At 55.6% G+C, this 23507-nt stretch carries 29 protein-coding genes and 3 tRNA genes; 14 read left to right on the forward strand and 18 right to left on the reverse strand.

What is annotated here, in order from left to right; translation table 11 throughout:
• Window positions 1–5 precede the first annotated feature (5 nt).
• The 4 genes from CLM71_RS08505 to CLM71_RS08520 all read right to left on the reverse strand — a co-directional run bounded on the left by CLM71_RS08505 (window position 6) and on the right by CLM71_RS08520 (window position 5205).
• Entirely contained in the window at window positions 6–1571 is a 1566-nt protein-coding gene (locus tag CLM71_RS08505; protein WP_105230624.1) for an APC family permease, read from the reverse strand.
• A gap of 37 nt (window positions 1572–1608) precedes the next feature.
• Window positions 1609–3198, reverse strand: coding sequence for an aldehyde dehydrogenase (NADP(+)) (locus tag CLM71_RS08510; protein ID WP_105230625.1), 1590 nt, complete (start codon window positions 3196–3198; stop codon window positions 1609–1611).
• Window positions 3199–3253: 55 nt separating this feature from the next.
• Entirely contained in the window at window positions 3254–4174 is a 921-nt protein-coding gene (locus CLM71_RS08515; RefSeq protein ID WP_105230626.1) for a dihydrodipicolinate synthase family protein, read from the reverse strand.
• Window positions 4175–4368: 194 nt separating this feature from the next.
• Complete coding sequence (locus CLM71_RS08520) at window positions 4369–5205, reverse strand: AraC family transcriptional regulator (RefSeq protein WP_105230627.1); 837 nt, start codon at window positions 5203–5205, stop codon at window positions 4369–4371.
• 326 nt (window positions 5206–5531) lie between these two features.
• Here CLM71_RS08520 and CLM71_RS08525 point away from each other — a divergent pair, with 326 nt between their 5' ends.
• Genes CLM71_RS08525 through CLM71_RS24105 form a run of 5 tightly spaced genes read left to right on the forward strand, consistent with a single transcriptional unit; the run spans window position 5532 to window position 9291 of the window.
• Window positions 5532–6482, forward strand: coding sequence for a 4-hydroxyproline epimerase (locus CLM71_RS08525; protein ID WP_105230628.1), 951 nt, complete (start codon window positions 5532–5534; stop codon window positions 6480–6482).
• The gene (locus tag CLM71_RS08530) at window positions 6479–7594 is read left to right on the forward strand and encodes an FAD-binding oxidoreductase (protein ID WP_105230629.1); all 1116 of its coding nucleotides are present in this window, start codon (window positions 6479–6481) and stop codon (window positions 7592–7594) included. Before CLM71_RS08525 ends, CLM71_RS08530 begins: the two co-directional genes overlap by 4 nt.
• Window positions 7591–7839 carry a 2Fe-2S iron-sulfur cluster-binding protein gene (locus tag CLM71_RS08535; protein ID WP_105230630.1) on the forward strand — a complete coding sequence of 83 codons (249 nt, stop codon included), beginning with the start codon at window positions 7591–7593 and terminating at the stop codon, window positions 7837–7839. The genes CLM71_RS08530 and CLM71_RS08535 overlap by 4 nt, the downstream gene beginning before the upstream one ends.
• The gene (locus tag CLM71_RS08540; RefSeq protein WP_105230631.1) at window positions 7832–9091 is read left to right on the forward strand and encodes an FAD/NAD(P)-binding oxidoreductase; all 1260 of its coding nucleotides are present in this window, start codon (window positions 7832–7834) and stop codon (window positions 9089–9091) included. Before CLM71_RS08535 ends, CLM71_RS08540 begins: the two co-directional genes overlap by 8 nt.
• Window positions 9092–9138: 47 nt before the next feature.
• The gene (locus tag CLM71_RS24105) at window positions 9139–9291 is read left to right on the forward strand and encodes a hypothetical protein (RefSeq protein WP_172606292.1); all 153 of its coding nucleotides are present in this window, start codon (window positions 9139–9141) and stop codon (window positions 9289–9291) included.
• Window positions 9292–9304: 13 nt separating this feature from the next.
• Here the strand turns inward: CLM71_RS24105 and CLM71_RS08545 are convergent, their stop codons facing one another.
• The gene (locus CLM71_RS08545) at window positions 9305–9643 is read right to left on the reverse strand and encodes a hypothetical protein (protein ID WP_370446984.1); all 339 of its coding nucleotides are present in this window, start codon (window positions 9641–9643) and stop codon (window positions 9305–9307) included.
• Window positions 9644–10277: 634 nt separating this feature from the next.
• On the opposite strand from CLM71_RS08545, the gene CLM71_RS08550 reads away from it, so the two are divergent.
• Complete coding sequence (locus tag CLM71_RS08550) at window positions 10278–10709, forward strand: hypothetical protein (RefSeq protein ID WP_105230633.1); 432 nt, start codon at window positions 10278–10280, stop codon at window positions 10707–10709.
• Between the two features lie 46 nt (window positions 10710–10755).
• Here CLM71_RS08550 and CLM71_RS08555 read toward each other — a convergent pair whose 3' ends face one another.
• Window positions 10756–10980 (reverse strand): DUF2594 family protein, encoded by a 225-nt coding sequence (locus tag CLM71_RS08555; RefSeq protein ID WP_105230634.1) that lies wholly within the window; start codon window positions 10978–10980, stop codon window positions 10756–10758.
• A 718-nt stretch (window positions 10981–11698) separates the two neighbouring features.
• On the opposite strand from CLM71_RS08555, the gene uvrY reads away from it, so the two are divergent.
• The 6 genes from uvrY to CLM71_RS08585 all read left to right on the forward strand — a co-directional run bounded on the left by uvrY (window position 11699) and on the right by CLM71_RS08585 (window position 15231).
• Window positions 11699–12355 (forward strand): UvrY/SirA/GacA family response regulator transcription factor, encoded by a 657-nt coding sequence (uvrY, locus tag CLM71_RS08560; RefSeq protein WP_105230635.1) that lies wholly within the window; start codon window positions 11699–11701, stop codon window positions 12353–12355.
• Window positions 12348–14180, forward strand: coding sequence for an excinuclease ABC subunit UvrC (uvrC, locus tag CLM71_RS08565; protein ID WP_105230636.1), 1833 nt, complete (start codon window positions 12348–12350; stop codon window positions 14178–14180). The genes uvrY and uvrC overlap by 8 nt, the downstream gene beginning before the upstream one ends.
• Before the next feature lie 57 nt (window positions 14181–14237).
• Window positions 14238–14786: a CDP-diacylglycerol--glycerol-3-phosphate 3-phosphatidyltransferase gene (pgsA, locus tag CLM71_RS08570; RefSeq protein WP_105230637.1), complete on the forward strand. Its 549-nt coding sequence runs from the start codon at window positions 14238–14240 to the stop codon at window positions 14784–14786.
• A gap of 144 nt (window positions 14787–14930) precedes the next feature.
• A tRNA-Gly gene (locus CLM71_RS08575) sits at window positions 14931–15006 on the forward strand.
• 55 nt (window positions 15007–15061) lie between these two features.
• Window positions 15062–15135 (forward strand) — tRNA-Cys (locus CLM71_RS08580).
• 10 nt (window positions 15136–15145) lie between these two features.
• A tRNA-Leu gene (locus CLM71_RS08585) sits at window positions 15146–15231 on the forward strand.
• Window positions 15232–15334: 103 nt separating this feature from the next.
• Here CLM71_RS08585 and CLM71_RS08590 read toward each other — a convergent pair.
• The 12 genes from CLM71_RS08590 to CLM71_RS08650 form a co-directional block, all read right to left on the reverse strand.
• A complete protein-coding gene (locus CLM71_RS08590; protein ID WP_105230638.1) occupies window positions 15335–16345 on the reverse strand; it encodes a tyrosine-type recombinase/integrase in 1011 nt (336 codons plus the stop codon).
• Entirely contained in the window at window positions 16345–16584 is a 240-nt protein-coding gene (locus tag CLM71_RS08595) for a DUF4224 domain-containing protein (protein WP_370446985.1), read from the reverse strand. The genes CLM71_RS08590 and CLM71_RS08595 overlap by 1 nt, the downstream gene beginning before the upstream one ends.
• A 43-nt stretch (window positions 16585–16627) precedes the next feature.
• A complete protein-coding gene (locus CLM71_RS08600) occupies window positions 16628–16972 on the reverse strand; it encodes a hypothetical protein (protein ID WP_105233261.1) in 345 nt (114 codons plus the stop codon).
• 181 nt (window positions 16973–17153) lie between these two features.
• Window positions 17154–17546, reverse strand: coding sequence for a hypothetical protein (locus CLM71_RS08605; RefSeq protein ID WP_105230639.1), 393 nt, complete (start codon window positions 17544–17546; stop codon window positions 17154–17156).
• Window positions 17546–17851 carry a hypothetical protein gene (locus CLM71_RS08610; protein ID WP_105230640.1) on the reverse strand — a complete coding sequence of 102 codons (306 nt, stop codon included), beginning with the start codon at window positions 17849–17851 and terminating at the stop codon, window positions 17546–17548. Before CLM71_RS08610 ends, CLM71_RS08605 begins: the two co-directional genes overlap by 1 nt.
• The gene (locus CLM71_RS08615; protein WP_105230641.1) at window positions 17851–18057 is read right to left on the reverse strand and encodes a hypothetical protein; all 207 of its coding nucleotides are present in this window, start codon (window positions 18055–18057) and stop codon (window positions 17851–17853) included. The genes CLM71_RS08610 and CLM71_RS08615 overlap by 1 nt, the downstream gene beginning before the upstream one ends.
• Window positions 18054–19115, reverse strand: a complete 1062-nt coding sequence (locus CLM71_RS08620) for a DGQHR domain-containing protein (protein WP_105230642.1) — start codon at window positions 19113–19115, stop codon at window positions 18054–18056. The genes CLM71_RS08615 and CLM71_RS08620 overlap by 4 nt, the downstream gene beginning before the upstream one ends.
• Window positions 19112–19750 carry a 3'-5' exonuclease gene (locus CLM71_RS08625; protein ID WP_105230643.1) on the reverse strand — a complete coding sequence of 213 codons (639 nt, stop codon included), beginning with the start codon at window positions 19748–19750 and terminating at the stop codon, window positions 19112–19114. The genes CLM71_RS08620 and CLM71_RS08625 overlap by 4 nt, the downstream gene beginning before the upstream one ends.
• Window positions 19750–20280, reverse strand: a complete 531-nt coding sequence (locus tag CLM71_RS08630; protein ID WP_105230644.1) for a hypothetical protein — start codon at window positions 20278–20280, stop codon at window positions 19750–19752. Before CLM71_RS08630 ends, CLM71_RS08625 begins: the two co-directional genes overlap by 1 nt.
• 474 nt (window positions 20281–20754) lie before the next feature.
• Window positions 20755–21042, reverse strand: a complete 288-nt coding sequence (locus CLM71_RS08635) for a DNA-binding protein (RefSeq protein WP_105230645.1) — start codon at window positions 21040–21042, stop codon at window positions 20755–20757.
• Between the two features lie 433 nt (window positions 21043–21475).
• Window positions 21476–21862: a hypothetical protein gene (locus CLM71_RS08645; protein WP_234008635.1), complete on the reverse strand. Its 387-nt coding sequence runs from the start codon at window positions 21860–21862 to the stop codon at window positions 21476–21478.
• Between the two features lie 44 nt (window positions 21863–21906).
• The gene (locus CLM71_RS08650) at window positions 21907–22557 is read right to left on the reverse strand and encodes a S24 family peptidase (RefSeq protein WP_105230647.1); all 651 of its coding nucleotides are present in this window, start codon (window positions 22555–22557) and stop codon (window positions 21907–21909) included.
• Between the two features lie 99 nt (window positions 22558–22656).
• On the opposite strand from CLM71_RS08650, the gene CLM71_RS08655 reads away from it, so the two are divergent.
• Both CLM71_RS08655 and CLM71_RS08660 read left to right on the forward strand, forming a co-directional pair.
• Window positions 22657–22854, forward strand: a complete 198-nt coding sequence (locus CLM71_RS08655; RefSeq protein WP_105230648.1) for a Cro/CI family transcriptional regulator — start codon at window positions 22657–22659, stop codon at window positions 22852–22854.
• Between the two features lie 28 nt (window positions 22855–22882).
• Window positions 22883–23407: a YmfL family putative regulatory protein gene (locus CLM71_RS08660; RefSeq protein WP_105230649.1), complete on the forward strand. Its 525-nt coding sequence runs from the start codon at window positions 22883–22885 to the stop codon at window positions 23405–23407.
• The last annotated feature ends 100 nt before the right edge of the window (window positions 23408–23507 follow it).

Here is a 23507-nt window from a genome sequence, read left to right on the forward strand (position 1 = left end):
CTTATTTACTCTTCTTCATCCCCGACAAAATTTGCCTGAGGTAAACAGGTATAGGCGCCCCAGTAGTAGATCGCCAATGCAATCACCGCCACCGTCAGGGTGTCCCATGGGTGGCCGATGGCGCCGATGCCGCCGAAACTGCCCAGATAGGAGACGATAATGATCAGCGCATAGAAGGCGACCAGCCACAGTGAGGAGTAAACCTGCTGGCGCAGACTGACGGCGTGTGTCGGCACCTGCTTTTTGAACAGGATATAGATAAGAAACATCAGGATCTGCAGGCCAAGCAGCCAGGAAATGGTGTTCCAGCCGGACCAGTAGACGATCAGCGCGGAAATAATAAACGACAGCGGACCGAGCACGCAGAAGCCGCGCACGAAAAACGGCCGCTGCAGATCCGGCGCGTTGCGGCGCAGCCCGGCGGCAGTAACCGGCGCGATGGCATAGCTCAGCACCAGCGCGGCGGATACTACGCCGATCAGCCGCTCCCAGGACGGGAACGGCAGCGTCCAGAAGATCGACAGCGCGAAGGTCAGCCACAGCGCCGGGCGCGGAATGCCGGATTCGCCGTCGACGCGGGTAAAAACTTTAAAAAAGGTGCCGGCGCGCGCCCAGCCGTAGACTACGCGCGGCGTGGCGTTCATGTAGATGTTGCCGGTGCCGCTGGGGGAGATAATCGCGTCGCTGACCACCAGAAACGCCAGCCAGCCCATGCCGAGCGTAATGGCGATATCGCGGTAGGGCAGCGAGAACTGCTTGCTGATGCCAGACCAGCCGCCGCTCAGCATCTCGGAGGGAATGCTGCCGAGAAAAGCCAGCTGCAGCAGGACATAGATCACCGTCGAGAGCAGTACGGAGAGGATCAGGGCGATGGGAATAGTGCGCTGCGGCTTTTGCACTTCGCTGGCTACCGAGATAATCGGCGTCAGCCCCAGATAGGCGAAAATAATGCCGCCGGCGGAAATTGCCGCCTCCACGCCGGCTGCGCCGTAAGGGGCGAAGCCCTGACTGTGCAGATTTTCCGGCTTAAAGAAGGTAAACAGCACCACTATCACCAGCAGCGGCACCAGGAATTTCAGAATACTGATGAAGTTGTTGGATTTGGCGAAGGTCTTCACGCTGTAATAGTTGAGCGCGAAGAACAGGCACAGCAAGAGCAACTGCACCAGCCAGCCGAGCAGCGTGGGATCGCCCGAATCCGGCTGGCTGAGGAAGGGAAACCAGGCGGCGGCGTACTGGCGGGCGGCGACGATTTCAATCGAGATCAGGCTGGAGAAGGCGATCAGCGTGATAAAGCCGAGTAGGTAGCCCATCAGCTCGCCGTGAGAAAATACCGGATAGCGGATGATGCCGCCGGCGCGCGGCAGCGCCGCGCCCAGTTCGCAATAGACAATGCCGAGCAGCAGCACCGCCAGCCCGCCGATCAGCCAGGAATAGATCCCCGCCGGGCCGGCGATGGATGAGACGTGGCTGGCGGCGAACAGCCAGCCGGAGCCAAAAATGGCGCCCAGGCCGATAAATGTCAGATCGGTGAGCGTCAGCTGCTTCTTGAATTTACCCTGTGTGGTCATGGTGGCTACCCTTTTATTATCTCATTGCAGGTGCGGTTCACAGCGGATCGCGCCGGTAAACGCCGTTTACCAGACGCAGCAAATTAAGCGGGTTTTCATCCTGCAGGGCAGGAGGCAGCAGCGACGGCGGCGCATTTTGCAGACAGACCGGTCGCATAAAACGCTCGATCGCCAGCGTGCCGACCGAGGTGCCGCGGGCGTCGCTGGTGGCGGGGTAAGGCCCGCCGTGCACCATGGCGTCGCAAACTTCCACCCCGGTGGGGTAGCCGTTAAACAGCACCCGCCCGGCTTTATGCGTTAAACAGGCCAGCAGCGGCGCGGCGGCGGTCAGGTCGGCGTCATCGGCCAGCAGCGTGGCGGTCAGTTGCCCTTGCAGCGCGTTCAGCGCCTGCTGCAGCTGTTGCTCGTCGTCCAGCGCCGCCACGATGGCGACCGGGCCAAACACCTCTTCCTGCAGCCGCGCATCCGCCGTCAACAGCAGCCGGCCTTCCGCCTGATACAGCTGCGCGCAGGCCTGATGGCCAGGGGCGTCACGCCGGCCGGCCAGGTGCGCGATGCCTGGATGCTGTTCCAGTTCGTTCAGCCCCTGATGATAATGGTGCAAAGTGGCGGTATTGAGCATGGTCTGCGGTTCGGCCGCTTCGATCTGTTGACTCAGCGCGGTGATAAATTGTTCAAGTGCCGGACTGCGCACGCCGAGGATCAAACCGGGCTTGGTGCAGAACTGGCCGCAGCCCAGAGTAACCGACGCCGCCAGCTGCTGTGCGATTTGCCGTCCGCGCTGCGCCAGCGCCTGCGGCAGCACGATCACCGGGTTGATGCTCGACATCTCGGCGAACACCGGGATCGGCTGCGGGCGCTGCTGCGCCAGATCGAACAGCGCGCGGCCCCCCTTGAGCGATCCGGTAAAGCCGACCGCCTGAATGGCCGGATGCTGTACCAGATCGGCGCCGATACGATCGCCGAAGATCATATTGAACACCCCGGCGGGCATCTGCTGCTGTGCTACCGCACGTTCGATCGCCTGTGCGATCAGCTCTGCGGTGGCCATATGGCCGCCGTGCGCTTTAAACACCACCGGACAACCGGCGGCCAGCGCGGCAGCGGTATCGCCGCCGGCAGTGGAGAACGCCAGCGGGAAATTGCTGGCGCCGAATACCGCCACCGGGCCGATGGCGGTGCGGTACTGACGTAAATCCGGGCGCGGCAGCGGCGTGCGTTCCGGCTGGGCGCTGTCAATCCGTGCGCCGATAACGTCGCCACGGCGCAGCAGTTCGGCGAACAGCCGCATTTGGCCGCTGGTGCGGGCGCGTTCGCCCTGCAGGCGCGCCGGCGGCAGCGCGGTTTCCTGCTGGACGACGGTAAAAAAGTCATCATCCAGCGCATCAAGTTGATCGGCAATGGCGTCAAGGAAGGACGCGCGCTGTTGGCTGCTGGTCTGCGCGTAGGCAATAAACGCTGATTGTGCCGCGAGTGCGGCGCAAGCGGCCTCGTGCCGACTGGCCTGATGGAAGCGATAGCCGGTGGGCTGACCGTTATCGGCACGCAGGCTGACAAGTTCAGCCGTGCCGCTGGCGACGCGGCGGCCGCCGATAAACTGCTTTCCGCTGAGGGTGGTGATAGGCATAGTGTCCCCGCTGTGGTTGCGGCGCCCCTGAATGCGGCAAGGGGCGCGTCAGGATTTACAGACCGACGTCCGGCAGCGCCGGACGCTGCGCCAGCGCCTGTTCGACGATGGCGACCACCTGCTGACGGGTTTCGCCCTCCAGCGCCAGACGCGGCGGGCGGGTGACCGCGCTGCCGCGGCCGACCAGCTCTTCACACAGCTTGATGCACTGCACCAAATCCGGCCGGGCGTCGAGGTGCAGCAGCGGCATAAACCAGCGGTACAGCGCCAGCGCCTCGTCAAAACGTTTTTGCTTCGCCAGCCGGAACAGCGTTTCCCCCTCGCGCGGGAAGGCGTTGGACATACCGGAAATCCAGCCTTCGGCGCCGACGGCGATACTTTCCACCACCACATCGTCCAGCCCGGCGAACAGCACAAAGCGGTCGCCGACCGTGTTGCGCAGATCGATAAAGCGGCTGGTATCGCCGGAGGAGTCTTTGAAACAGACGATGTTGTCGCAGTCCGCCAGCGAGATCAGGATCTCCGGCGTGACGTCGTTTTTATAAATCGGCGGGTTGTTGTAGACCATAATCGGCAGATCGGTGGCGGCGGCGACGCTGCGGAAATGCGCGGCGGTTTCGTGCGGTTTGGACGAATACACCAGGGCCGGCATCACCATAATACCGTCGACGCCAGCTTTGGCGGCCTGCTGCGCCATATCCTGCGCAAAGGCGGTGGTGAATTCGGCGATGCCGGCAATCACCGGCACTTTGCCTCGGGCGGCGTCTTTCGCCACTTCGATCACCGCCAGTTTTTCCTGTGCGCTGAGCGAGGTGTTTTCGCCGACGCTGCCGCATACCACCAGTCCGGAGACGCCGTCGTCAACCAGGTTGCTCACCACCCGGTGGGTGGCTTCCAGATCGAGAGAAAAATTGCTGCGGAATTGGGTGCTGACCGCGGGGAACACGCCGCTCCAGTTAATGGCTTTTTGGCTCATGCTGTTTTTCCTGTCGTCGAATGTGTTAATTGATGGTGAGTTATTGGTGAAATTCGATAACAGAGTGACCGGAATCCGCGGCGACGGCTTGACGCTTTTCGCCGTCGGGCATGACGAAATCAGCACAGTAAGCGGGCACAACGCCGGCCGTCGCGGTGAACGGAAAGCCGATAAACGGCTTAATATTGATGGCTTCAGGCGTGTAATGAAGTGCGGAAATCCCGCGGCGTCGAGCCGGTCATAGCTTTGAACTGACGGCTGAAGGCGCTGTGGTCGGTATAGCCGCACTGCAGGGCAATATCGGTAATCGGCGTATCGCCGGCCAGCAACGCGCTGGCCTTTTCCAGCCGTACTTTGTGGATCATCTGGCGTGGCGTCAGGTGGAAAATACGCTTGCAGTAGCGTTCGATCTGCGCCACCGACAGCCCGGTCAACGCGGTCAGTTCCTCCAGCGCAATTTGTCTGGCGTAATGCCGGCGGATATAGTCATCCAGCGCCGCCAGCCGCTGATAGGCCGGGTGGTTGGCCTTGGCCTCCTGCAGGTCGTGCGAGATGCCCGCCATGCCGATGATTTTGCCTTGGGTATCGCACAGCGCCAGCTTTTGCGTCAGGCACCAGCCGGTTTCGCGGCCGCTGTACAGGTGCATCTCCAGCTGATCCTGAATGTGTACGCCGTGGCGCAGTACGCGCAGATCCTGCTCGGTATAGCCGGCGCCGAGCTGGGCGGGGAACACATCGGCGGAGGTTTTTCCCAGCAGCGGCGCCACCGTTTTGAACCCGCAGCGCTTTGCCAGCGTCAGGTTGGCCAGCAGATAGCGGGCCTGGGCGTCTTTCAGGAAAAACACCACGTTGGGAATGGCGTTTAACAGCGGCGCAATCAGCGCCAGGGAATTGAGAACGCTGTGCAGGCTGTGGGGGCGCTGCTGCGCCAGACCGTCGCACAGCTGGCTGAGTTTTTCGACGGCAAAATCATCGTCGGCCGCTACTGCCATCATATCGGGCGCTGGCGGGGGATTGCTGGCTAAACGCATCGCAGTACCTTTCCTGTTGGCCGCTGAATTTAACGGTTTTGGATCAATATTAACTTTTATTTAACTTGGCAAGCGCCGACCGCCAAAACTGCGGATCACCGCATAATTTTGCGTCGCCAGGCTGCCTGTGGCGGCGCAGCGAACGCTCTGGCTGATTTAGCATAAAAATAACAGCATGATAAATAAGAGATTGTTATGGTTTTCCTCTCGTCGGCCGGGCGCGACTGTGCTGATTTCGCCATGCATCGCGCCGAAATGCATCAAGCCGGCGGCGGGAGATTCGGTCAGGCTGGCGTGAAGATTTCATCAACTCGCTGGAGATTCCGATGACCGATTCCACATCCATCACCGCACTGCGGGCGATTGATTCCCACACCGGCGGTGAACCTACGCGCCTGATCGTTGATGGGTTTCCCGATCTGGGCGACGGCAGTATGGCGGAACGTAAGGCGCTGTTTGCCGAATGCCATGACCACTGGCGCAGCGCCATTATTCTTGAGCCGCGCGGCAACGACGTACTGGTTGGGGCGCTGCTGTGCCGGCCCTGCTCGCCGACGGCCAGCGCCGGCGTGATCTTTTTCAATAATACGGGCTATCTCGGCATGTGCGGCCACGGCACTATCGGCCTGATGGCGTCGCTGGCCTATCTGGGCCGCATCCGCCCCGGCGACCACCAGATTGAGACGCCGGTGGGTACGGTCAGCGCCAGGCTGCATCAGGACGGCAGCGTGACGGTGCAGAACGTGCCGGCCTACCGCTACCGCCGCGCGGTGACCATCGAGGTGCCCGGCTATGGCAGCGTCTGCGGCGATATCGCCTGGGGAGGCAACTGGTTCTTTTTGATTGCCGGGCATGGCCTGGCGGTTGAGCGCGACAATATTGACGCGCTGACCGCGTTCAGCTGGGCGGTGCGGCAGACGCTGGATCTGGAGGGCGTGCGCGGTGAAGACGGCGGCGTGATTGATCATATCGAACTGTTTGCCGATGACGAACGCGCCGACAGCCGCAATTTTGTGCTGTGCCCCGGCAAAGCCTATGACCGTTCGCCCTGCGGCACCGGCACCAGCGCCAAGCTGGCCTGCCTGGCGGCCGACGGCAAGCTGGCGCCGGGGGAGATCTGGCGTCAGGCCAGCGTTATCGGCAGCGAGTTCCGCGCCAGTTATCAGCCGTTGGCGCACGGGATCCGGCCGTCGATTCGCGGCGAAGCCTATGTGTGCGCCGACAGCCGGCTGTTGCTCGACCCGCGCGATCCCTTTGTCTGGGGGATCCGCGCATGAAATGCGCCGACGTGATTGTGGTCGGCGCCGGGATTATCGGCAGCGCCTGCGCCTGGCAACTGGCGCGGCGGGGATTGCGGGTGGCGCTGGTGGATGACGGCCGGCCGGGGGCGACCGCGGCGGGAATGGGGCACCTGGTCTGCATGGATGACAACCCGGCCGAGCTGGCGCTCTGTGCCTATTCGCTGCGCCTGTGGCGCGAGCTGGCCGCCCAGATGCCGGCGCATTGCGCCTGGCGCGGCTGCGGTACGCTGTGGCTGGCGGAACATGACGATGAGCTGGCGCTGGCGGAGCAAAAACAGCAGCGGTTGGCCGCCGCAGAGGCGGAGAGTTATCTGCTCAGCGCCGGCGAACTGCGGCGACGTGAGCCGCAGTTGCGTCACGGCTTGGCCGGCGGGCTGCACGTTCCCGGCGACGGCATTGTATACGCGCCGAATGTGGCCCGCTGGCTGGTAGAGCAGGGGAAAGAGGCGATCGTGCGCTATCGCGGCAGCGCCGTGGCGCTGGAGCCGCAGACGGTTCTACTGGCCGACGGCACGCGGCTGACGGCCGATGCGGTGCTGCTGGCGTGCGGCTTGGCGGCCAATGCGCTGCTGGCAGAGCCGCTGCTGCGGGCCAAAAAGGGGCAGTTGGCGATTACCGATCGTTATCCGCCGCAGGTCCGTCATCAACTGGTTGAACTGGGGTACGGCGCCAGTGCGCACGCCAGCGGCGGAACCTCCGTGGCGTTTAATCTGCAGACGCGCCCCACCGGCCAGTTGCTGATCGGTTCTTCGCGTCAGTTTGATGTGCCGGACGACGTGTTGGATATGTCGCTGCTGGCGACGATGCTGCAGCGGGCGACGCAGTTTGTACCGTCGCTGGCGCAGATGAATATCATCCGCTGCTGGACCGGCCAGCGCGCTGCGTCAGCGGACGGGCTGCCGCTGTTGGGCCCTCATCCGGTTCATGACGGCCTGTGGCTGGCGCTGGGGCATGAGGGCCTGGGCGTAACCACCGCGCTCGGCAGCGCGGCGCTTATCGCTGACCGCCTGTTGCGACAGCGCCCGGCGATTGACGATACGCCCTACCTGCCGGCCCGGCTGCTGGCGGCTGAGGAGGTTTCCGCATGAGCAAGATTGCCATCACGATCGATGGAGAGCGCTTTTGGGTCAGGGCGGGCATCAGCGTTGCGGCGGCGTTGAGTATGACGCCGCAGCCGCATTGCCGCCGTTCGGTGACCGGGCAGCCGCGCACGCCGTTTTGCGGCATGGGCATTTGTCAGGAGTGCCGCGTCAGTATTAACGGCGTCCGGCGGCTGGCCTGTCAGACGCTGTGCCAGCCCGAAATGCATATTACCAGGAGCGACAATGGCTGATTTGTACGGAGAAATTGTGGTGATTGGCGCCGGCCCGGCCGGATTATCCGCCGCGTTGGCCGCCGCGCAAAGCGGTAAATCGGTGCTGCTGCTGGACGATAATCCACATCCGGGCGGGCAAATCTGGCGCGCCGGACCAGCGGTTGAACTGCCGGTTCTGGCGCGGCGCTATCGCCAGGCGGTGGCGGCGCAAAAGAATATCCGCTGGCTGCACGGCTGCAAGGTGGTGGCTTTGTGCGGCACGCGGCGACTGCTGTATGAAGATGCGCAGCACTGCGGGGTGATTGAGTATCGGCGTCTCATCTTGTGCTGTGGCGCGCGTGAACTGCTGTTGCCGTTTCCCGGCTGGACCCTGCCGGGCGTGACCGGCGCCGGCGGGTTGCAGGCGCAAATCAAACAGGGGCTGGACGTACGCGGCCAGCGGGTGGCGATTGCCGGCAGCGGCCCGCTGCTGCTGGCGGTGGCGGACACGGTGCGCAGGTCCGGCGGTAGGGTGGTGCTGTTGGCTGAACAGGCGCCGCTGCGGCGCACGGCACGTTTTGTTGGGGAATTATGGCGCTGGCCGGGCAAGCTGCGGCAGTCCGTGCGGCTGGTTAATGCGCGTTACCGCGGCGACAGCCGCGTGCTGGCTGCCCATGGCGAATCCCGGCTGGACAGTATTGAGGTGCAAGAGCACGGACGTGTGCGCCGCCTGGCCTGCGATCGGCTGGCCTGCGGCTATGGATTGGTGCCGAATATCGAACTGGCGCTGTTGCTGGGATGTCGGATCGAACAACAGGCGGTCGCCGTTAACGCACAGCAGCAGAGCAGCGTGGCACATATTTATGCAGCGGGGGAATGCACCGGCGTCGGGGGCAGCGAACTAGCGCTGGCGGAGGGGGCGATAGCCGGCTATGCAGCCAGCGGCGCGCCGACGCCGATGCGGGCGTTGCGGGTGCGTGAGCACTGGCAGCGTTTTGCCACCGCGGTCACGACGACGTTTCGCCTGGATCCCTCGCTAAAGTCTCTGGCGACGGCGCAAACCGTGCTGTGCCGTTGTGAAGATGTCATGCTGGGGCAGGTGGCCGGGCAGGCGGACTGGCGCAGCGCCAAACTGGCCAGCCGCTGCGGTATGGGCGCCTGCCAGGGGAAAGTCTGCGCGACGGCGGCGCGTTACCTGTTCGACTGGCCGCTGCCTCCGCCCCGGGCGCCGCTGACGCCAGCGCGCATCGAAACGTTGCTGTGCTGCATGGCGCGCGAATCCGACGTATAAAACTGCTACACTCAGGCATAATACTCCATGAAACAGGCGGATGATGAATGACTAATGCGCTGATTACACTGATATTATGCCTGTTGTTGGTGCCGCTGCTGCTATGGCTGATGGGCAAGGCATTATCGGCGGCGAAAGATAAGCCGCATGACAGCAAAAGCAAGCCGAAAACCGGTATGCCGCACGGCGACGACGAATAGGCTCAGACCGGGATTAGCCGCGCGGCCAATAGTAGACCTTTTCATACCAGCCTTTATCGTACATGCAGGATTTTATGGCGGCGTTGCGGGCATCTTTGTTGTTATCGCTGTGTAATGTGCGCAGCGTTGGCCGTGCTTCATAGCGATGTCCGTCCGGACAGGTTTTCTTGTTTTTCTTGCAGGGAACGTATTGATCGTTGTAATCGACCTCAACGTCTCTGACGACGTCGGGCGGAAATTGTTGATAGGCGCGTTCCTTGCATTTGGCATGTTCGGCCTGCCAGATTTTATTGCTGGCATCGCTGCGTTCCCACTGTACGCAGCCGGTGAGGAAAAGTGCGGGTATGATCATTAATAATCCGTATGTTTTCATTATATCCCTATTATTTTTTTATAATCACGCACGGACCCGGTCTCGACTAAGAATATTCTTCTTCAAGGGTTGCTGACGCTGATAAAAGCGGCGTGCTATAAATGGTTACCGAACCGGCTGAGGGTGCCAAGCTTGTATCGATGCGACAGCGGCTATGCCGTCGTCATTGTTTACAGACATCACCGTGCCGGTATCGTGTTGATAAAACCCGGGCATTATAGGTGAAATAAACTATTAGGAAAAATAACCGGAGGTTATATTATTCGGCTGATACTTTACCGCCTCATTCCGACCGTGGCGTGCCGAAAATATGGCAGGGAGTTAAGATAATTCTATTTGAATATCGAGGTAATTGAAAGTTATTCGGATAAAACTGAATAAGGGCGTATTTCCAGGTTGAATAGCTGGGCTGGAAAAATGCCGTGCGAGAGGTGCGGCCGACAGGGCGGGATATTGCTCTGAGTCCTTGCTGAATGCGGTATGAGCGATAGTCTGTAGGTAACATCAAGATGTTGTAGGGATTAATCTTATTTTTTTGCCTGGGGGCGGGATGCTTGGCGCAGGGAGGGATTATCTTGTTATTATCGGGGCCTATTTTTGTAAGGAGTTCAGGATGAAGCGTTACGCTGCGTTACTTATTTCCTCTGTGTTATTGTCCGGTTGCGCTACCCAGGCTGTACCGCCACAGGAGGCTAAATCCCCGCCGCCAAGCCGGCTGATGCTTTATCAAAACCTGCCGACTACGCCGTATGCCACGGTGGTTGTGGTGCGTGACAGCGGCATGCTGGCCGGAAGTTGCCGGACCGGTGTCTACGTTGACGGTGAGTTTGCCGCGTCACTGGCGACAAAAGAGAAGGCGGAGTTCCGCATGCCGGTAGGCAATCATGTGGTCAGCATTGGTCAGGATATGATCGAAAGCCACCTGTGCATCTGGCGCGAAACCGCCGGGCAGCAACCGATGACCCTGCGTGCCGGAGACGTCCGCTACCTGCGGATTGGCGGTGATATGCAGAGCGGTTTTATCCTGAAGCCAGGACGCGGTTAATTGCTCAGGCCGGTGCTGCATGACCGGCCTGTTTCCTCTATACTGCTTACTGGCGGTATGCGTGTTTGATCTGCTGCAGGCTGTTTTTAAACACTTCGGCCTGCGTCGGATCTTCAATCTGGGCAATAAAGCGCTCCAGGTTGATAATGACTTTGCCCGCATCGGCCTGACCAATCGATTTCAGTATTAGCGTTAAAGCGGCTTTCAGGCAGGCTACTTCAGTTGCCAGTGTTTCTGGGTTTGCGGACGTAGTGAAATCGATATTGCTCATTTTATCTCCTGAACTCTGCGGCCATAGCCGGAAAAAGGTGCGCAGTTGCGCCGGGCCGTCGCCGCATCATGCAGGCGTTAGCGCCGTTTTCTGCTGGCGAGTATAACATAAATTGCAGTTTCGCCAGTCACCTCTTCAACTGATGAATATTAATGATATTTATTATATCCAATGTTTATTGCACAGCAGTGAATAGGTATGTCGAATTAAGTCAGGAAAGTTGCGTTCGGGCATATTTCCAAATGCATAATAAGCACTTTTCATGCATGTTCCTGCAGCCGGAAGGGGCGGATTTATTGTAAATAGCGCCATTTTGCCGATACCTATCGCGGCAGAAACCTAAAGTGATAACGCTGCCGGCTGGCATGTGCTATTATAGCGCCGTGATTTTAAAGGGTTAATTCTCAGCGGAAAGAATGTTATTATTACGCTTGGTTATGATTGCCCGCGTTGATTTTTACTCAGGCGGAGCGCTTGCCGTATCCTTTGTTTTGTCAACGGTCTTTCGGTCAGGTATATGCGCTGTCGGATTTTTATCCGTCCGCAACGCCGCAAACTCGCGTCATCAGGTGTAAAAATACGAAAAATTAGGCCTGTTCCGCAGAGTTAATCGAGCATACATATTAATCTGTATTCATTCTTTGTTGAAAAACAAGTAATATCTATCGCGATAACAGAGATTGATTGCGTTACTCCCCTATTTTTTGGAGATTGTTCCTTGATTAGCGTTCTTCTTGTTGATGACCACGAACTGGTGCGCGCAGGGATACGACGCATTCTTGAAGATATCAAAGGCATAAAGGTTGTCGGTGAACTCCAGTGCGGCGAGGACGCCGTAAAATGGTGTCGCAACAATGTTGTTGATATCGTGCTGATGGACATGAATATGCCGGGTATCGGGGGGCTGGAAGCCACCCGTAAGATTGTGCGTTATGCACCCGACATCAAAGTCATCATGTTGACTATCCACACAGAAAATCCTTTGCCTGCTAAAGTGATGCAGGCGGGGGCCGCCGGCTATCTGAGCAAAGGGGCCGCGCCGCAGGAAGTGGTGAACGCCATACGTTCAGTGCATGCCGGGCAGCGCTATATTGCATCCGACATTGCGCAGCAGATGGCGTTAAGCCAGCTCGAGCCGGAAACCGAAACGCCGTTCAGCTGTCTTTCTGACCGCGAATTGCAAATTATGTTAATGATTACCAAAGGAAAGAAGGTCAACGAAATTTCCGAGCAGTTGAACCTCAGCCCTAAAACGGTAAATAGCTACCGCTACCGGATGTTCAGCAAGCTGAACATCAGCGGCGATGTGGAATTGACTCACCTGGCTATCCGACATGGATTGTTCAATGCGGAGACGTTGTTAAGCGGTGAATGATCGTTTTGATGCTAAAGCATTCCTTAAAACCGTAACCAGTCAGCCCGGCGTCTATCGTATGTATGACGCCGGCGGTACGGTTATCTATGTCGGTAAAGCCAAAGACCTGAAAAAACGCCTCGCGAGCTATTTCCGCACGCAGGTCGGCAGCCGTAAAACCGAAACCCTGGTTAAAAATATCGCGCAAATAGACGTTACTGTTACACATACCGAAACAGAAGCGCTGTTGCTGGAACATAACTACATTAAACTATATCAGCCGCGATATAATGTTCTTTTGCGCGACGATAAATCTTATCCGCTGATCTTCCTGAGCGCTGATACCCATCCGCGGCTGGCAATTCACCGCGGTGCCAAACACGCCAAAGGCGAATATTTCGGCCCGTTCCCTAACTCTTATGCCGTGCGCGAAACTCTGGCGCTGCTGCAAAAGCTGTTTCCCGTCCGCCAGTGTGAAAATAGCGTTTATCGTAACCGCTCTCGGCCCTGTCTGCAGTATCAGATTGGCCGCTGCCTTGGCCCCTGCGTCGCTGGCCTGGTGAGTGAAGAAGAGTACCGGCAGCAGGTTGACTATGTGCGGCTATTTTTATCCGGCAAGGATCAGCAGGTATTGCATCAGCTGATTGAGCGGATGGAAAACGCCAGCAAGGCGCTGAATTTTGAAGAAGCCGCGCGGGTGCGCGACCAGATTCAGGCGGTGCGCCGCGTGACCGAGCGGCAGTTTGTCTCCGGCCACGGTGATGATATGGATGTGATCGGCGTCGCCTTCGAGTCCGGTATGGCCTGCCTGCACGTGCTGTTTATCCGGCAGGGACAGGTGCTCGGCAGCCGCAGCTATTTCCCTAAAGTGCCGGGCGATACTGACCTCAGCGAAGTAGTGCAGACCTTTGTCGGCCAGTTTTATCTGCAGGGCAGCCAGTCGCGCACTTTGCCGACGGAAATTCTGCTGGACTTCACTCTGCAGGAAAAGGATCTGTTGGCCGCGTCGCTGTCCGAGCTGGCGGGGCGTAAGATCCACATTCAGAGCAAGCCGCGCGGCGACCGCGCTCGTTACCTCAAGTTGGCGCGCACCAATGCGGCGACGGCGTTAACCAGCAAACTGTCTCAGCAGTCGACGATTCATCAGCGTCTGGCGGAACTGGCGAAGGTTCTGCAGATGGATAATATTAGCCGGATGGAGTGTTTCGATATCAGCCATACGATGGGTGAGCAGACTATCGCTTCCTGCGTCGTGTTTGATGAAAACGGCCCGCTGCGTTCCGAATATCGTCGCTATAACATCACGGGCATTACGCCGGGAGATGATTACGCAGCGATGGCGCAGGTGTTGAGGCGCCGTTATGGCAAGGCGCTCGAAGAGAAAAAAGTTCCCGATGTGATCTTTATTGATGGCGGTAAGGGGCAGCTTGGCATGGCGCTGGAGGTGTTCGATTCGCTGGAGGTTAGCTGGGATAAAAGCAAACCGCGGCTGATTGGCATTGCCAAAGGCGCCGATCGTAAAGCCGGTCTGGAAACGCTGTTCTTTGTGCCGGCAGGCGAGGGAATTTCGCTGCCGGCGGATTCACCGGCGTTGCATGTGATTCAGCATATTCGCGATGATTCTCACAATCATGCCATCACCGGCCACCGCCAGAAACGCGCCAAGGTCAAAAATACCAGCGCGCTGGAGCTGATTGAGGGCGTGGGGCCGAAACGGCGGCAAACGCTGTTGAAATTTATGGGCGGCCTGCAACCGTTGATGAACGCCAGCGTTGAGGAAATTGCAAAAGTGCCGGGTATTTCACAAGCATTGGCAGAAAAGATCTATAATGCATTGAAACACTGAAGGCAATGTAGCAACATACTCTTAATTCCACTCCAGCCAGATAGTTACCGTAGCATTATGCAATTGAATATACCGACTTGGCTCACCCTGTTTCGCGTAGTTCTGATCCCATTCTTTGTGCTGGCATTTTATCTGCCGTTCAACTGGGCCCCGATGGTTTGCGCCGTCATTTTTGTGTTTGCTGCGGTAACCGACTGGTTTGACGGCTTTTTAGCCCGCCGCTGGAAGCAAACGACCCGCTTTGGCGCCTTTTTGGATCCGGTGGCCGATAAGGTGATGGTCGCCATGGCGCTGGTGCTGGTGGCGGAGCACTATCACGCCTGGTGGATTACGCTGCCGGCGGCGACGATGATTGCGCGTGAAATCATTATTTCTTCGCTGCGCGAGTGGATGGCGGAAATTGGCAAGCGCAGCAGCGTAGCGGTCTCCTGGATCGGCAAAGTTAAAACCAGCGCACAGATGTTGTCGCTGGTGGGGCTGTTATGGCGCCCTGACCGTAGCGTTGAGTATGCGGCTATCGGTCTGTTGTACATCGCGGCGGTGCTGACTTTCTGGTCAATGTTCCAATATTTGAACGCCGCACGTAACGATTTGCTGGAACCGTGATCGATTCGATGCAAAAATCGGCAAACGGCCGTGGTGGGTGAACAATTTTGTTGACTCATCACGTCAGGTAAGTAGAATGCATCGCATCAGACGGCAGCGATGATTTGCAGAAAGTTAGCAAAAAAATCAGTAAGTTCTGATGACGCGGGAATAGCTCAGTTGGTAGAGCGCAACCTTGCCAAGGTTGAGGTCGCGAGTTCGAGCCTCGTTTCCCGCTCCAAATTTTAGAAGGTTGGTTATTACCAGCTTTCAGCCTGAAAAGGCAAACAGAATACGGCGCGTTAACAAAGCGGTTATGTAGCGGATTGCAAATCCGTCTAGTCCGGTTCGACTCCGGAACGCGCCTCCAACTTTCCCGAGCCCGGGTGGTGAAATCGGTAGACACAAGGGATTTAAAATCCCTCGGCTTATGGCTGTGCGGGTTCAAGTCCCGCCCCGGGTACCATGGGAAACATCAGAATAATCAAAGCAATAAGCAGTGTCGTAAGCCGCCGAAAGGCGGTTTTTTTGTGCCTGAAACCGCCATTCATAATATCACTTCATAATATTCACTGTCCGCCGACAACCGGGACGATAGCTATTTTCCGGTTGTAGCGCGCAGTCTGTTCAACATTTTTATGCCCTGATATCGCCTGCTTCTCATAAATGTTCCCTTGCAAATCTGAGATTCCTTTAGCCTTCAGATCATGGAAAGTGAAGTCGAAGCAGAGGTGAGGGTATTTCAAACGAGCTTCTTCTTTGGCCTTTCTCCATCGACTGTTGAAACCGTCTCTTGTGTATTTATGTCCCGACGCCTGGTGCAGTACATAGAGGCTGCTCATTCCAGCGTTTAGTGGGAGGGCTTTAGCCAAATCTATAGCGGCAGCTAGACGATCAGACCATGCCTTTATCTGAGATACAGCTGTTTTGCTTTGCTTAATCAATATGCCTTCTGCAATAAGTTGGCTCTTTTTCATTTCCAATACATCGTTTTGGCGTGCGCAGCATAGGTAGGCCAGCTCCATGGCCACACGAACGACATCAGGAGAAATGCTGTATAGAGCGTCATACTCCTCATTCGTTATATATCGGTCACGGCCAGTCTCTTTGAACTGTTTAACCCCTTTCGTTGGGTTACCCTTCACATAACCACGTTCATATGCCCAGCGGAAGACTCGGGACATGAATGCCTTTTCGCGGTTCGCCTGAGTCCTGCTTTTTATGCCTCGCTTATCGAGATATTTTCTCACATGTTCCGGTTTAATATTATCTGGTGGCATTGCACCAAAAACCCCGATTATCTTTTTCGAGTATTTACGATAATCTTTCTGCGTTTCTACTGCTAATTCAAAGAAATCACCGGATTTGAAAAATTTATCAACGAGTCCTTCAAAGGTGGAGCCATTTGGCTTTTCTGTGATTAATGCCTCCCACGCAGCCCAAACTTGAGCCTGGGTACAGGTTCTATCACAGAGGCGTATATTTCCGCCTCCTTTGGGATGGTATTCATATGCAGAACGTCCGAGATAAACTCGTGGCGGCATCCATGAGTCTTCTTTATTCTTTCGTGCTCGAGCCATTAGTCGAGTGCTCCAAAGTCAGGCTGTGGACCGCTATCCACATTATTTAATACATTTCGATGAGAAAGAGGGTTATTGAAATGTGCCCATGTGGTACTCGGCTTCCCATCTTTCCTGGTGATGAAAAATATCCCTGAGGTTTTTAAAGCCTCGCACTGTTTTGATGCAATTTTATACCCTGTAATCCTCTCAATATCTGCTTCTGAAATGATCTCGTTTTCATCATGTGCTTTCATCATTCCCTCACACACCCGCCGCATACGGATTATCTATCGTGACATGTCACACAGTTATTTTTAAATCATGCCAGCCGTACGTCTGCCAGCATTCGGAATCACCGAGGAAGTAACACCCGGCAGGATCGCCGGGCAGCTTGTCTTTGCACTTCCCGCAGCAGCGTTCACTGAGCGCCGCCATTTGCTTTTTTAGTTCAGCGTTATCCTTCCTGATCAGCATCGTGATGTACTCGTCCATGTCGTACGGTTCCCGCTGTGGCCGGCGCACTGCGCAGTTCTCGCGTAGCATTTCCAGTTCTTGCTGGTCGAGCTTCAATTCGAACTTGGCCACGCCATCATTTTTTTGCCTTTCCCGCTGTGCGGCCTTTCTTTCAGCTGCTGTCTTTGCCATTATGAGGATCTCTAATAACCGTCCCAACTATCTGAATCGTCACGATTTCTATTTGAGATATACCGCGCGACCCCCGCTAAAATTAGTGTGTTTAGGATCAAAATAGCCACCGCTGGCCAACCGATCACTGGATATAACAGCATGACCGGGCTGGTGGCTATTGCGCTGATAATGAGCGTTTTCACGGCTTCATCTCCGGTGCTGGCGGGACGGTGAACAGAACTCGCTTCTCCCATCCCTCCAGGTTTTTAAGCGGCGTGTTAAATTCGTCATGGGTCACTTCCGCCCACGTGTATTGCTCTTGGCTGCCGTCGAGTATGCGCATCTGATACACAGGTACCGCCTCCCGTGCGGCCAGCTTTGTGAATGCGTCATTGAATCGTCCTTCGAAATGTTCTGCGCGCCGCCGCCAGTCACTCACTTCGCGCTCCAGCTCCGCGATGACACTATCCAGCGATGTTTTTTTGCGCCGTTCAGTGTCTAAATCTGCCTGAAGTTGAATAACCCATCGCGCCAGTTCGCCTTTCTCACCACTCAGTAACCGCAGGTTATCGAGCCGATATTTATCGATCATCACAACTCCCCATTTCGAAGGTCATCAGCGAAAGATAAAGCCTCTTGGCTTGCAGTAGCCCAATGCCGCTGAGCCTCGCGATCCGGGAATGAGCCATCACCAGCCCATGATTTGAATGCGGCAGCCAGTTTCTCTACGCCCCTGATCTCTGCCTCTGCGATGCGCTGATCTTTTTTAGCCATTGCCGTGTGTAATTTTTTCTTTGTCCACGCGACGTATTGCTTAATGGCGTCAGGGTCGGCGGAGTCGCAATCGACGAGATTTAACACGATTTCCTGCGCCAGCTCTTCCAGTTGCTTATTCATCAATCCTCCCAATACGTCAATTCTTCGGCCACCTGGTAATCAGCGTCTGCCTGGCACTGAAAATCCTCACCGCGCCCGCAATATTCATGGACGGTTATCTCTGCGTTCTCGCGACAAAATGCGCGGTGTCGCTTCTTATCCATTCCCCAACTTGCGGTGTTCTTGCGCCACGCTCTGTTGGCAAATTGCATTTGTGTCTTGCTCACGGTGTTTTCTCCTGTCCGGTAATGATCTGCACCAGGCGTTCAGCTGCCGCTTTTTGCGCAGAGACGTTAGCTATGACAGTCGGGCGCTCTTTCTCTGTATTCGCGCAGATGCCACCCCATGCTGATATCAGGAACAGATCTTCACGCTCCGCTGTCTCGGCATTAACGGCGAAATCGTCAATCATCCGTGACACGTCACGCGGGCTGTTATTTTCCAGCAGGCGGCTTACGGCATAACCGAAGGCGTTAATCATTACTGCGTGGAACTGGATGTAATCGCGTTTGTATTCGGCCTGATTCGTGCCATGGCGAATATCGCTGATGGCGGTGAAGTTAATCCACGCTTCCCAGATGGCTTCAATTTCGTCCTGTTGCAGCTGCTTGCCGCCAGCGTTGGCAAATTTTGCTGTGGCGTCACTGAGTGCCTTAAAGCTCACCCAGAGTCGGCTTTTGGCCGGCACCGCGTTATGCTCGAAATCAGTTATTGCAGAGAACACATCATGCGATGTTAGGAAAGCCACCATGCCCTGGGCATGTGCATCACGGCCGTTGTATGCCATGTTGATCGCTGCTGAAGGCTTCGATACGTTGTTGTTGATGTCAGAGAAGAACTGCTGGCGCGTTTTCAGGGGCAGCTGGTGGGTGAGCATAATCGGCACCATCAGTGACGTATCAGAATTGCGGCAAAATTCGCGGATGCCTGCTGCGCGGTGCTGCCCGTCGAACAGTTTAATCTCGGCGTCCATAGGGAATCGGACGACGCCGACGTTAGTGTTGCCGAACTCCTCGAATTCAATCTCCGAATCGCAGTTGCCAACCAGTGGTGGAACGATAAACGGTTCCTGATTCTCTGCCGCAGCAACCAGGTACTCGTAGAATTTTTTGACACGGCTCTGGTTAATTTCGCGCTGTGAACGTTCCAGCGTGTGGCCGACATTGTCAGATGCGAGCACGCGCGCCAAAGTGCGACCTGGAATGGTCATCAGAAGAGTGACCGTTTTCCCCTGCAGTCCACGGGATGCAGGGAACTCGAAAAAGTAATCGCCTACTTTGCTCACTTTGTTGTCTCCTGCAGCTCTGCGGCTACCTGCCGGCTATTCAGCTGATAGGCAATAGCCATTTGCTCAGCGTCGCCCATCGCGTCATGCAGGGAGTTATGCTTAACCATCGCGAAGCATGGCTGGTGGGTTTTCGGCAGGTAACCTTTGGTGCCTTTGGTCATGGCATCGATATAGGTCCGCACGTCACGCTTGCCGCCCCAATGCCACGGGCAAGTAAGCCCGCAGGTGCGGTATGCGTTTTCGAGAATGGAGCCATCAAAATCCGTTCCACGGAAAAACACGCGGGCACCAGGGTGCTGCTGGATCCATGATGAGAGATTAACCAGGGTCTGGCTCAGTGGCTCGCGATGGCCTGTCAGCGCTTCGTGAGTATCCTCGGATTGCTTTATCCACCATTTCTGGGTTTCGGCGCCGACAGTTCGGCCCTGCATTAATTGACCGAAAGTATCAACAAGGCCGTAAAAAGCCGTTTTTGAGTAGTCGGCAAGCTCCGGATCGCGAGCCACGTCAATGATTGAGTTTTGCACGCTGTCGATATCTTCAATATCAAAGGCAAATCCGCCAATTGAGAGGATCACAGCCGACGGCTGAACGTCCATTGTTTCTGTATCAATCGTGATTGTGTTGATCATCACAGCACTCCCCATTCGGTCAGCTCGTTGTAGCGCTCAATGAACATTGCGCGTGCCTGCACTGGCATCACTGGCGTGATCAGCATTTCGGCTGGCTCAATACCGGCAAGCATCGGCCATTCTTTTCCGTCGTCGATATCCAGCTCGCGGCGCTCGGTAGCAAGCATCACCAGGTCGGCATACTTAACGGCAATATCCATTACCAGCGGCAGACCAAAACGTTCACGGATCACCATGTCGATATGGCATTCAACCGCCTGGTAATCAGGCAGCATGCGTTTCAGTGGGGCGGGGATGTCTTTGCAGTATGCTTCAGTGGCATCATGCAGCAGCGCTTCCAGCGCGAACTCTGGCTCAACAATTTGGCTGCACAGAACGGAATGCTGCGCGACGCTGTAGAAGTTCGGCAGGTGGCCGGCAAAGCGACATTCATGCGAAAGTGCCTGGGCGATATCTTCAATGCAGATGCTTTCAACGTCCGGCGCCGCAAAGTTAAAGTGTTGGCCGGTAAATGTGGTAATCCACGACATACGTTATTCCTTCTCGCTGATTTTCGGCAAAGCGAAGCCCTGCCAGACCTGGCAATTTTTCGCAGATAGAAAATCGGGTTTTAGAAGGGGAGTCCGACAGCCCGCATAGCTGCGGATCCCGCGTTTCTCTCACAACTCAAGTGGTGCGCCGCGTCGGGGCTTATACTGTGTAAAGGTTTAAGGGGAAACCGGCACAGCGAACCACGTCAATTGTGAAAAAAGTGCGGCTGACACCAACCCATGGAACAGCCGCCAAATACTACACACAGCTTGCATTAGTTGCCGGATATCCGCGCTCGCTTTCGCTACGGTGGCCCCGGCAGGCCGCATTCATCACTATCAAAAAGAGCGGTACTCACCGTTACTGGCAACCTTCTCCGGGATTCAGACTGCCGTTGCCAAGGTGTTTAATATTTTTCTCTACCCGCGCTCTTTGATAGTGGCGCCCAGTCGGGCGCGGTGGTTGCAGCCTCATTAGTAAAAATAATTTTTTAGTGAGGCGAATGGGATCTCCATTTTTTCCGCTACCAGTCTTAACCCCATCCCGGCGCTATGTAGTTGGCGGGCCATTTCGATATCGGCTTCCGAATACTTTCGGCCGTGGTACGCGTCACCGCGTTTCCTAAGTTCAATCCCAACAACGGCTGCTCGTGCCCCGATTGATTTTGCCGTTCTGCCGAGCAAATGACCGATCTGTTTGGCAGTCAGGGTGCTGGCATGGTCTTTTAGAACCTTATCCTCTGCTGCACTCCATCGTTTCATGCTGAAACCCTCATTCGTTCAGTCTGTTTCGTGCGCCCCGTAGGGCGCGGTGGGTGTTAATAGCCGCGTTTTGCTTTGCGGGAGTAGAACAGCGCTGCTATTGCTGCAAATCCATCTGCACGAAGTTCACGGTAGAGAACCATGTCGTAACTTTTCATCGTGTAACCCTCTGCTGTGTACCTGGTTAGCGAATCATCCCGATCTTCGTGTGCCTCGGGCGGCTACTTCGTGGGCATCCTGCCTGTTCGCTGTTGATGGATTTAATGTAGGATATCTGACATTTTATGTCAATGATGTTTTGTAGGTAATCTTACATTTGCGTTTTTGGCTTTTGTCCGCTGGGGTAAGGAAGGGTATGGAGGAGGGGAGAGGGCACAAAAAAACCGGCGCTATGGCCGGATTTTAGGCTTAAGGTAAGTAATTTAAGAGATGATTATCCAAAGTTTTTAATAATAAAAACGGTAATACCAATGGCTAAAACTAAAACGAGGACTCTTTTCCACTCAATTTTAGTACCATCACCCACGGAGGAATCCGATAACGATGGGAGCATGGGAGCTGGCTCAACCTCACTTCCACAATGCTTACATTTTGATGCTTGTCGCTTAATCGGCTCTGCGCAGAAAGGACAATCTCTCAAATCACTGGAAGAAATTTCGATAATGTTACTATTTTTTGCTGGAATTATAAGTACATGAATAATAGCTACTATAAAAAGCAAAAATCCGTATACCCACCAACCGGCGAACGATCTTCCTTTACTTTGTGCAATAAATGCGGGTATTAGCCCGAGTAATGCGGCAATAACAATAATTCCCATTTCTTAATCCTGAGAGCTGTGTAGTCATTAATGATAATAGATAGTTAAAGTATGGAGTCTGTTACCGTATCGTTATCTACATGTCGTGATGCTTTCAGGATTCCGGCTACATACTGAACCTTCTGAACCTCAGCACGAGCCATGGTGATAGGGCGATGGTCTTGGTTGATGCTGTTAAACTGGTACTCCCCATCTCGGGTGTAGTTGAGCACTTTGATCATGTTGTGGCCATCACTGGTGCGCACAAACACTTCATCACCAGGGTGGACGGTGCTACCTGGTTCGATCAGCACGAACTCTCCTGACTGAATGCGAGGCCACATGCTGTCGCCTCTGACTCGTAATCCATAAGCATTAGGGTCATCGCTATAAATTTTGAGCCATCCACCACGGTATTCGACCATGTCGATCATGCCATCAACTCCTAAAACGGCATCACCAACTACAGGGACTAGCCCTGGCCGAACCTTGCCTACATATGTGATTTGTTCGTTGATATCTCCGCCATCCAGCAGCCAACCAGGATTGCAGTTTAGAGCAGCAGCAAGCGCCTGAAGGTTTTCACCACCAGGTTTATAGTCACCAGATTCCCAACCTGTGACTGTGACACGGTTTACCCCGACTCGCTTGGCTAAGGAGTCTTGAGTCAGCTTCAACTCTTTGCGTCGAGCTTTAATTCGATCATTCATTTCCATGTAGGCAATCCTACCATTTAGTAATGTAGGATTCCTTGACTCTTCAATGTAAGATATCCTACTATCGTTGTGTTCTATTCCCCTACCATAGAGACCGTTATGAAAAAAGATGATGTTATTTCCTACTTCGGTGGGGTTGGCAAGACAGCCAAGGCATTGGGTCTGTCGCATGCCTCCGTGTCGGGGTGGGGTGAAATCATTCCCAAAGGCCGGGCTTTTGAAATTCAGGTGCTGACCAGTGGCGAATTACTTGTCGATTTATCCCTTTACAAAAAGTCTACAGCCCCAGCGGCTTAACCAAAACCACAACAATCGGAGAAACATTGTGGATAACAAAGACTTCCCAACCCAGAGCGATATCACGGATGCAATGCACCGTTTGATCACGTCGTTCGCTGGTGGATATGAATCCATGGCGCAGGAGCTGGCGCACGATGGTACCCATAACGCGCTGCGTAACCGCGTCCGCCAAGTCGGTGGTCAGGTCGTGCCAATGGGTATGGCCATTCAGATGGAGCAGATCAGCGAGCGCACAGATATCACCGAAGCGATGTGTAAGCGCGCTGGTGGTGTGTTTGTGAGGCTACCGGAAGTTGGCCAGGTGGATAACGAAGAACTGCTGATCAAGTTCAACGAACTGATGGCGGCGCTGGGTGTGTTTGCCAAGGCGCACAACGACTTTACCGCCGACGGCGTGTTGGACGGCGACGAAAGCAAGAAGTTGAAAGCTAAAGGTTACCGGATTCAGACGCTGGTGGCGGAGATCTACGCCGTGACAGTGATGATGTTCGGAAAGGGTGACGCCCAGGATATGCGGTCCCGGGCGTCGGCGCATCAATTTAACGTGTGAGAGAAATTAACGCATGAACAGTTTACGCAATTTTTCGAGTGTTCCGCAACTGCGTTGCCGGCCAGTGTCCGGTGGTCGTAGTGCTGCGGCGTTTTCGTAT

It is taken from the genome of Serratia sp. MYb239, from assembly GCF_002966855.1.
Classification (GTDB): Bacteria; Pseudomonadota; Gammaproteobacteria; order Enterobacterales; family Enterobacteriaceae; genus Serratia_B; species Serratia_B rhizosphaerae.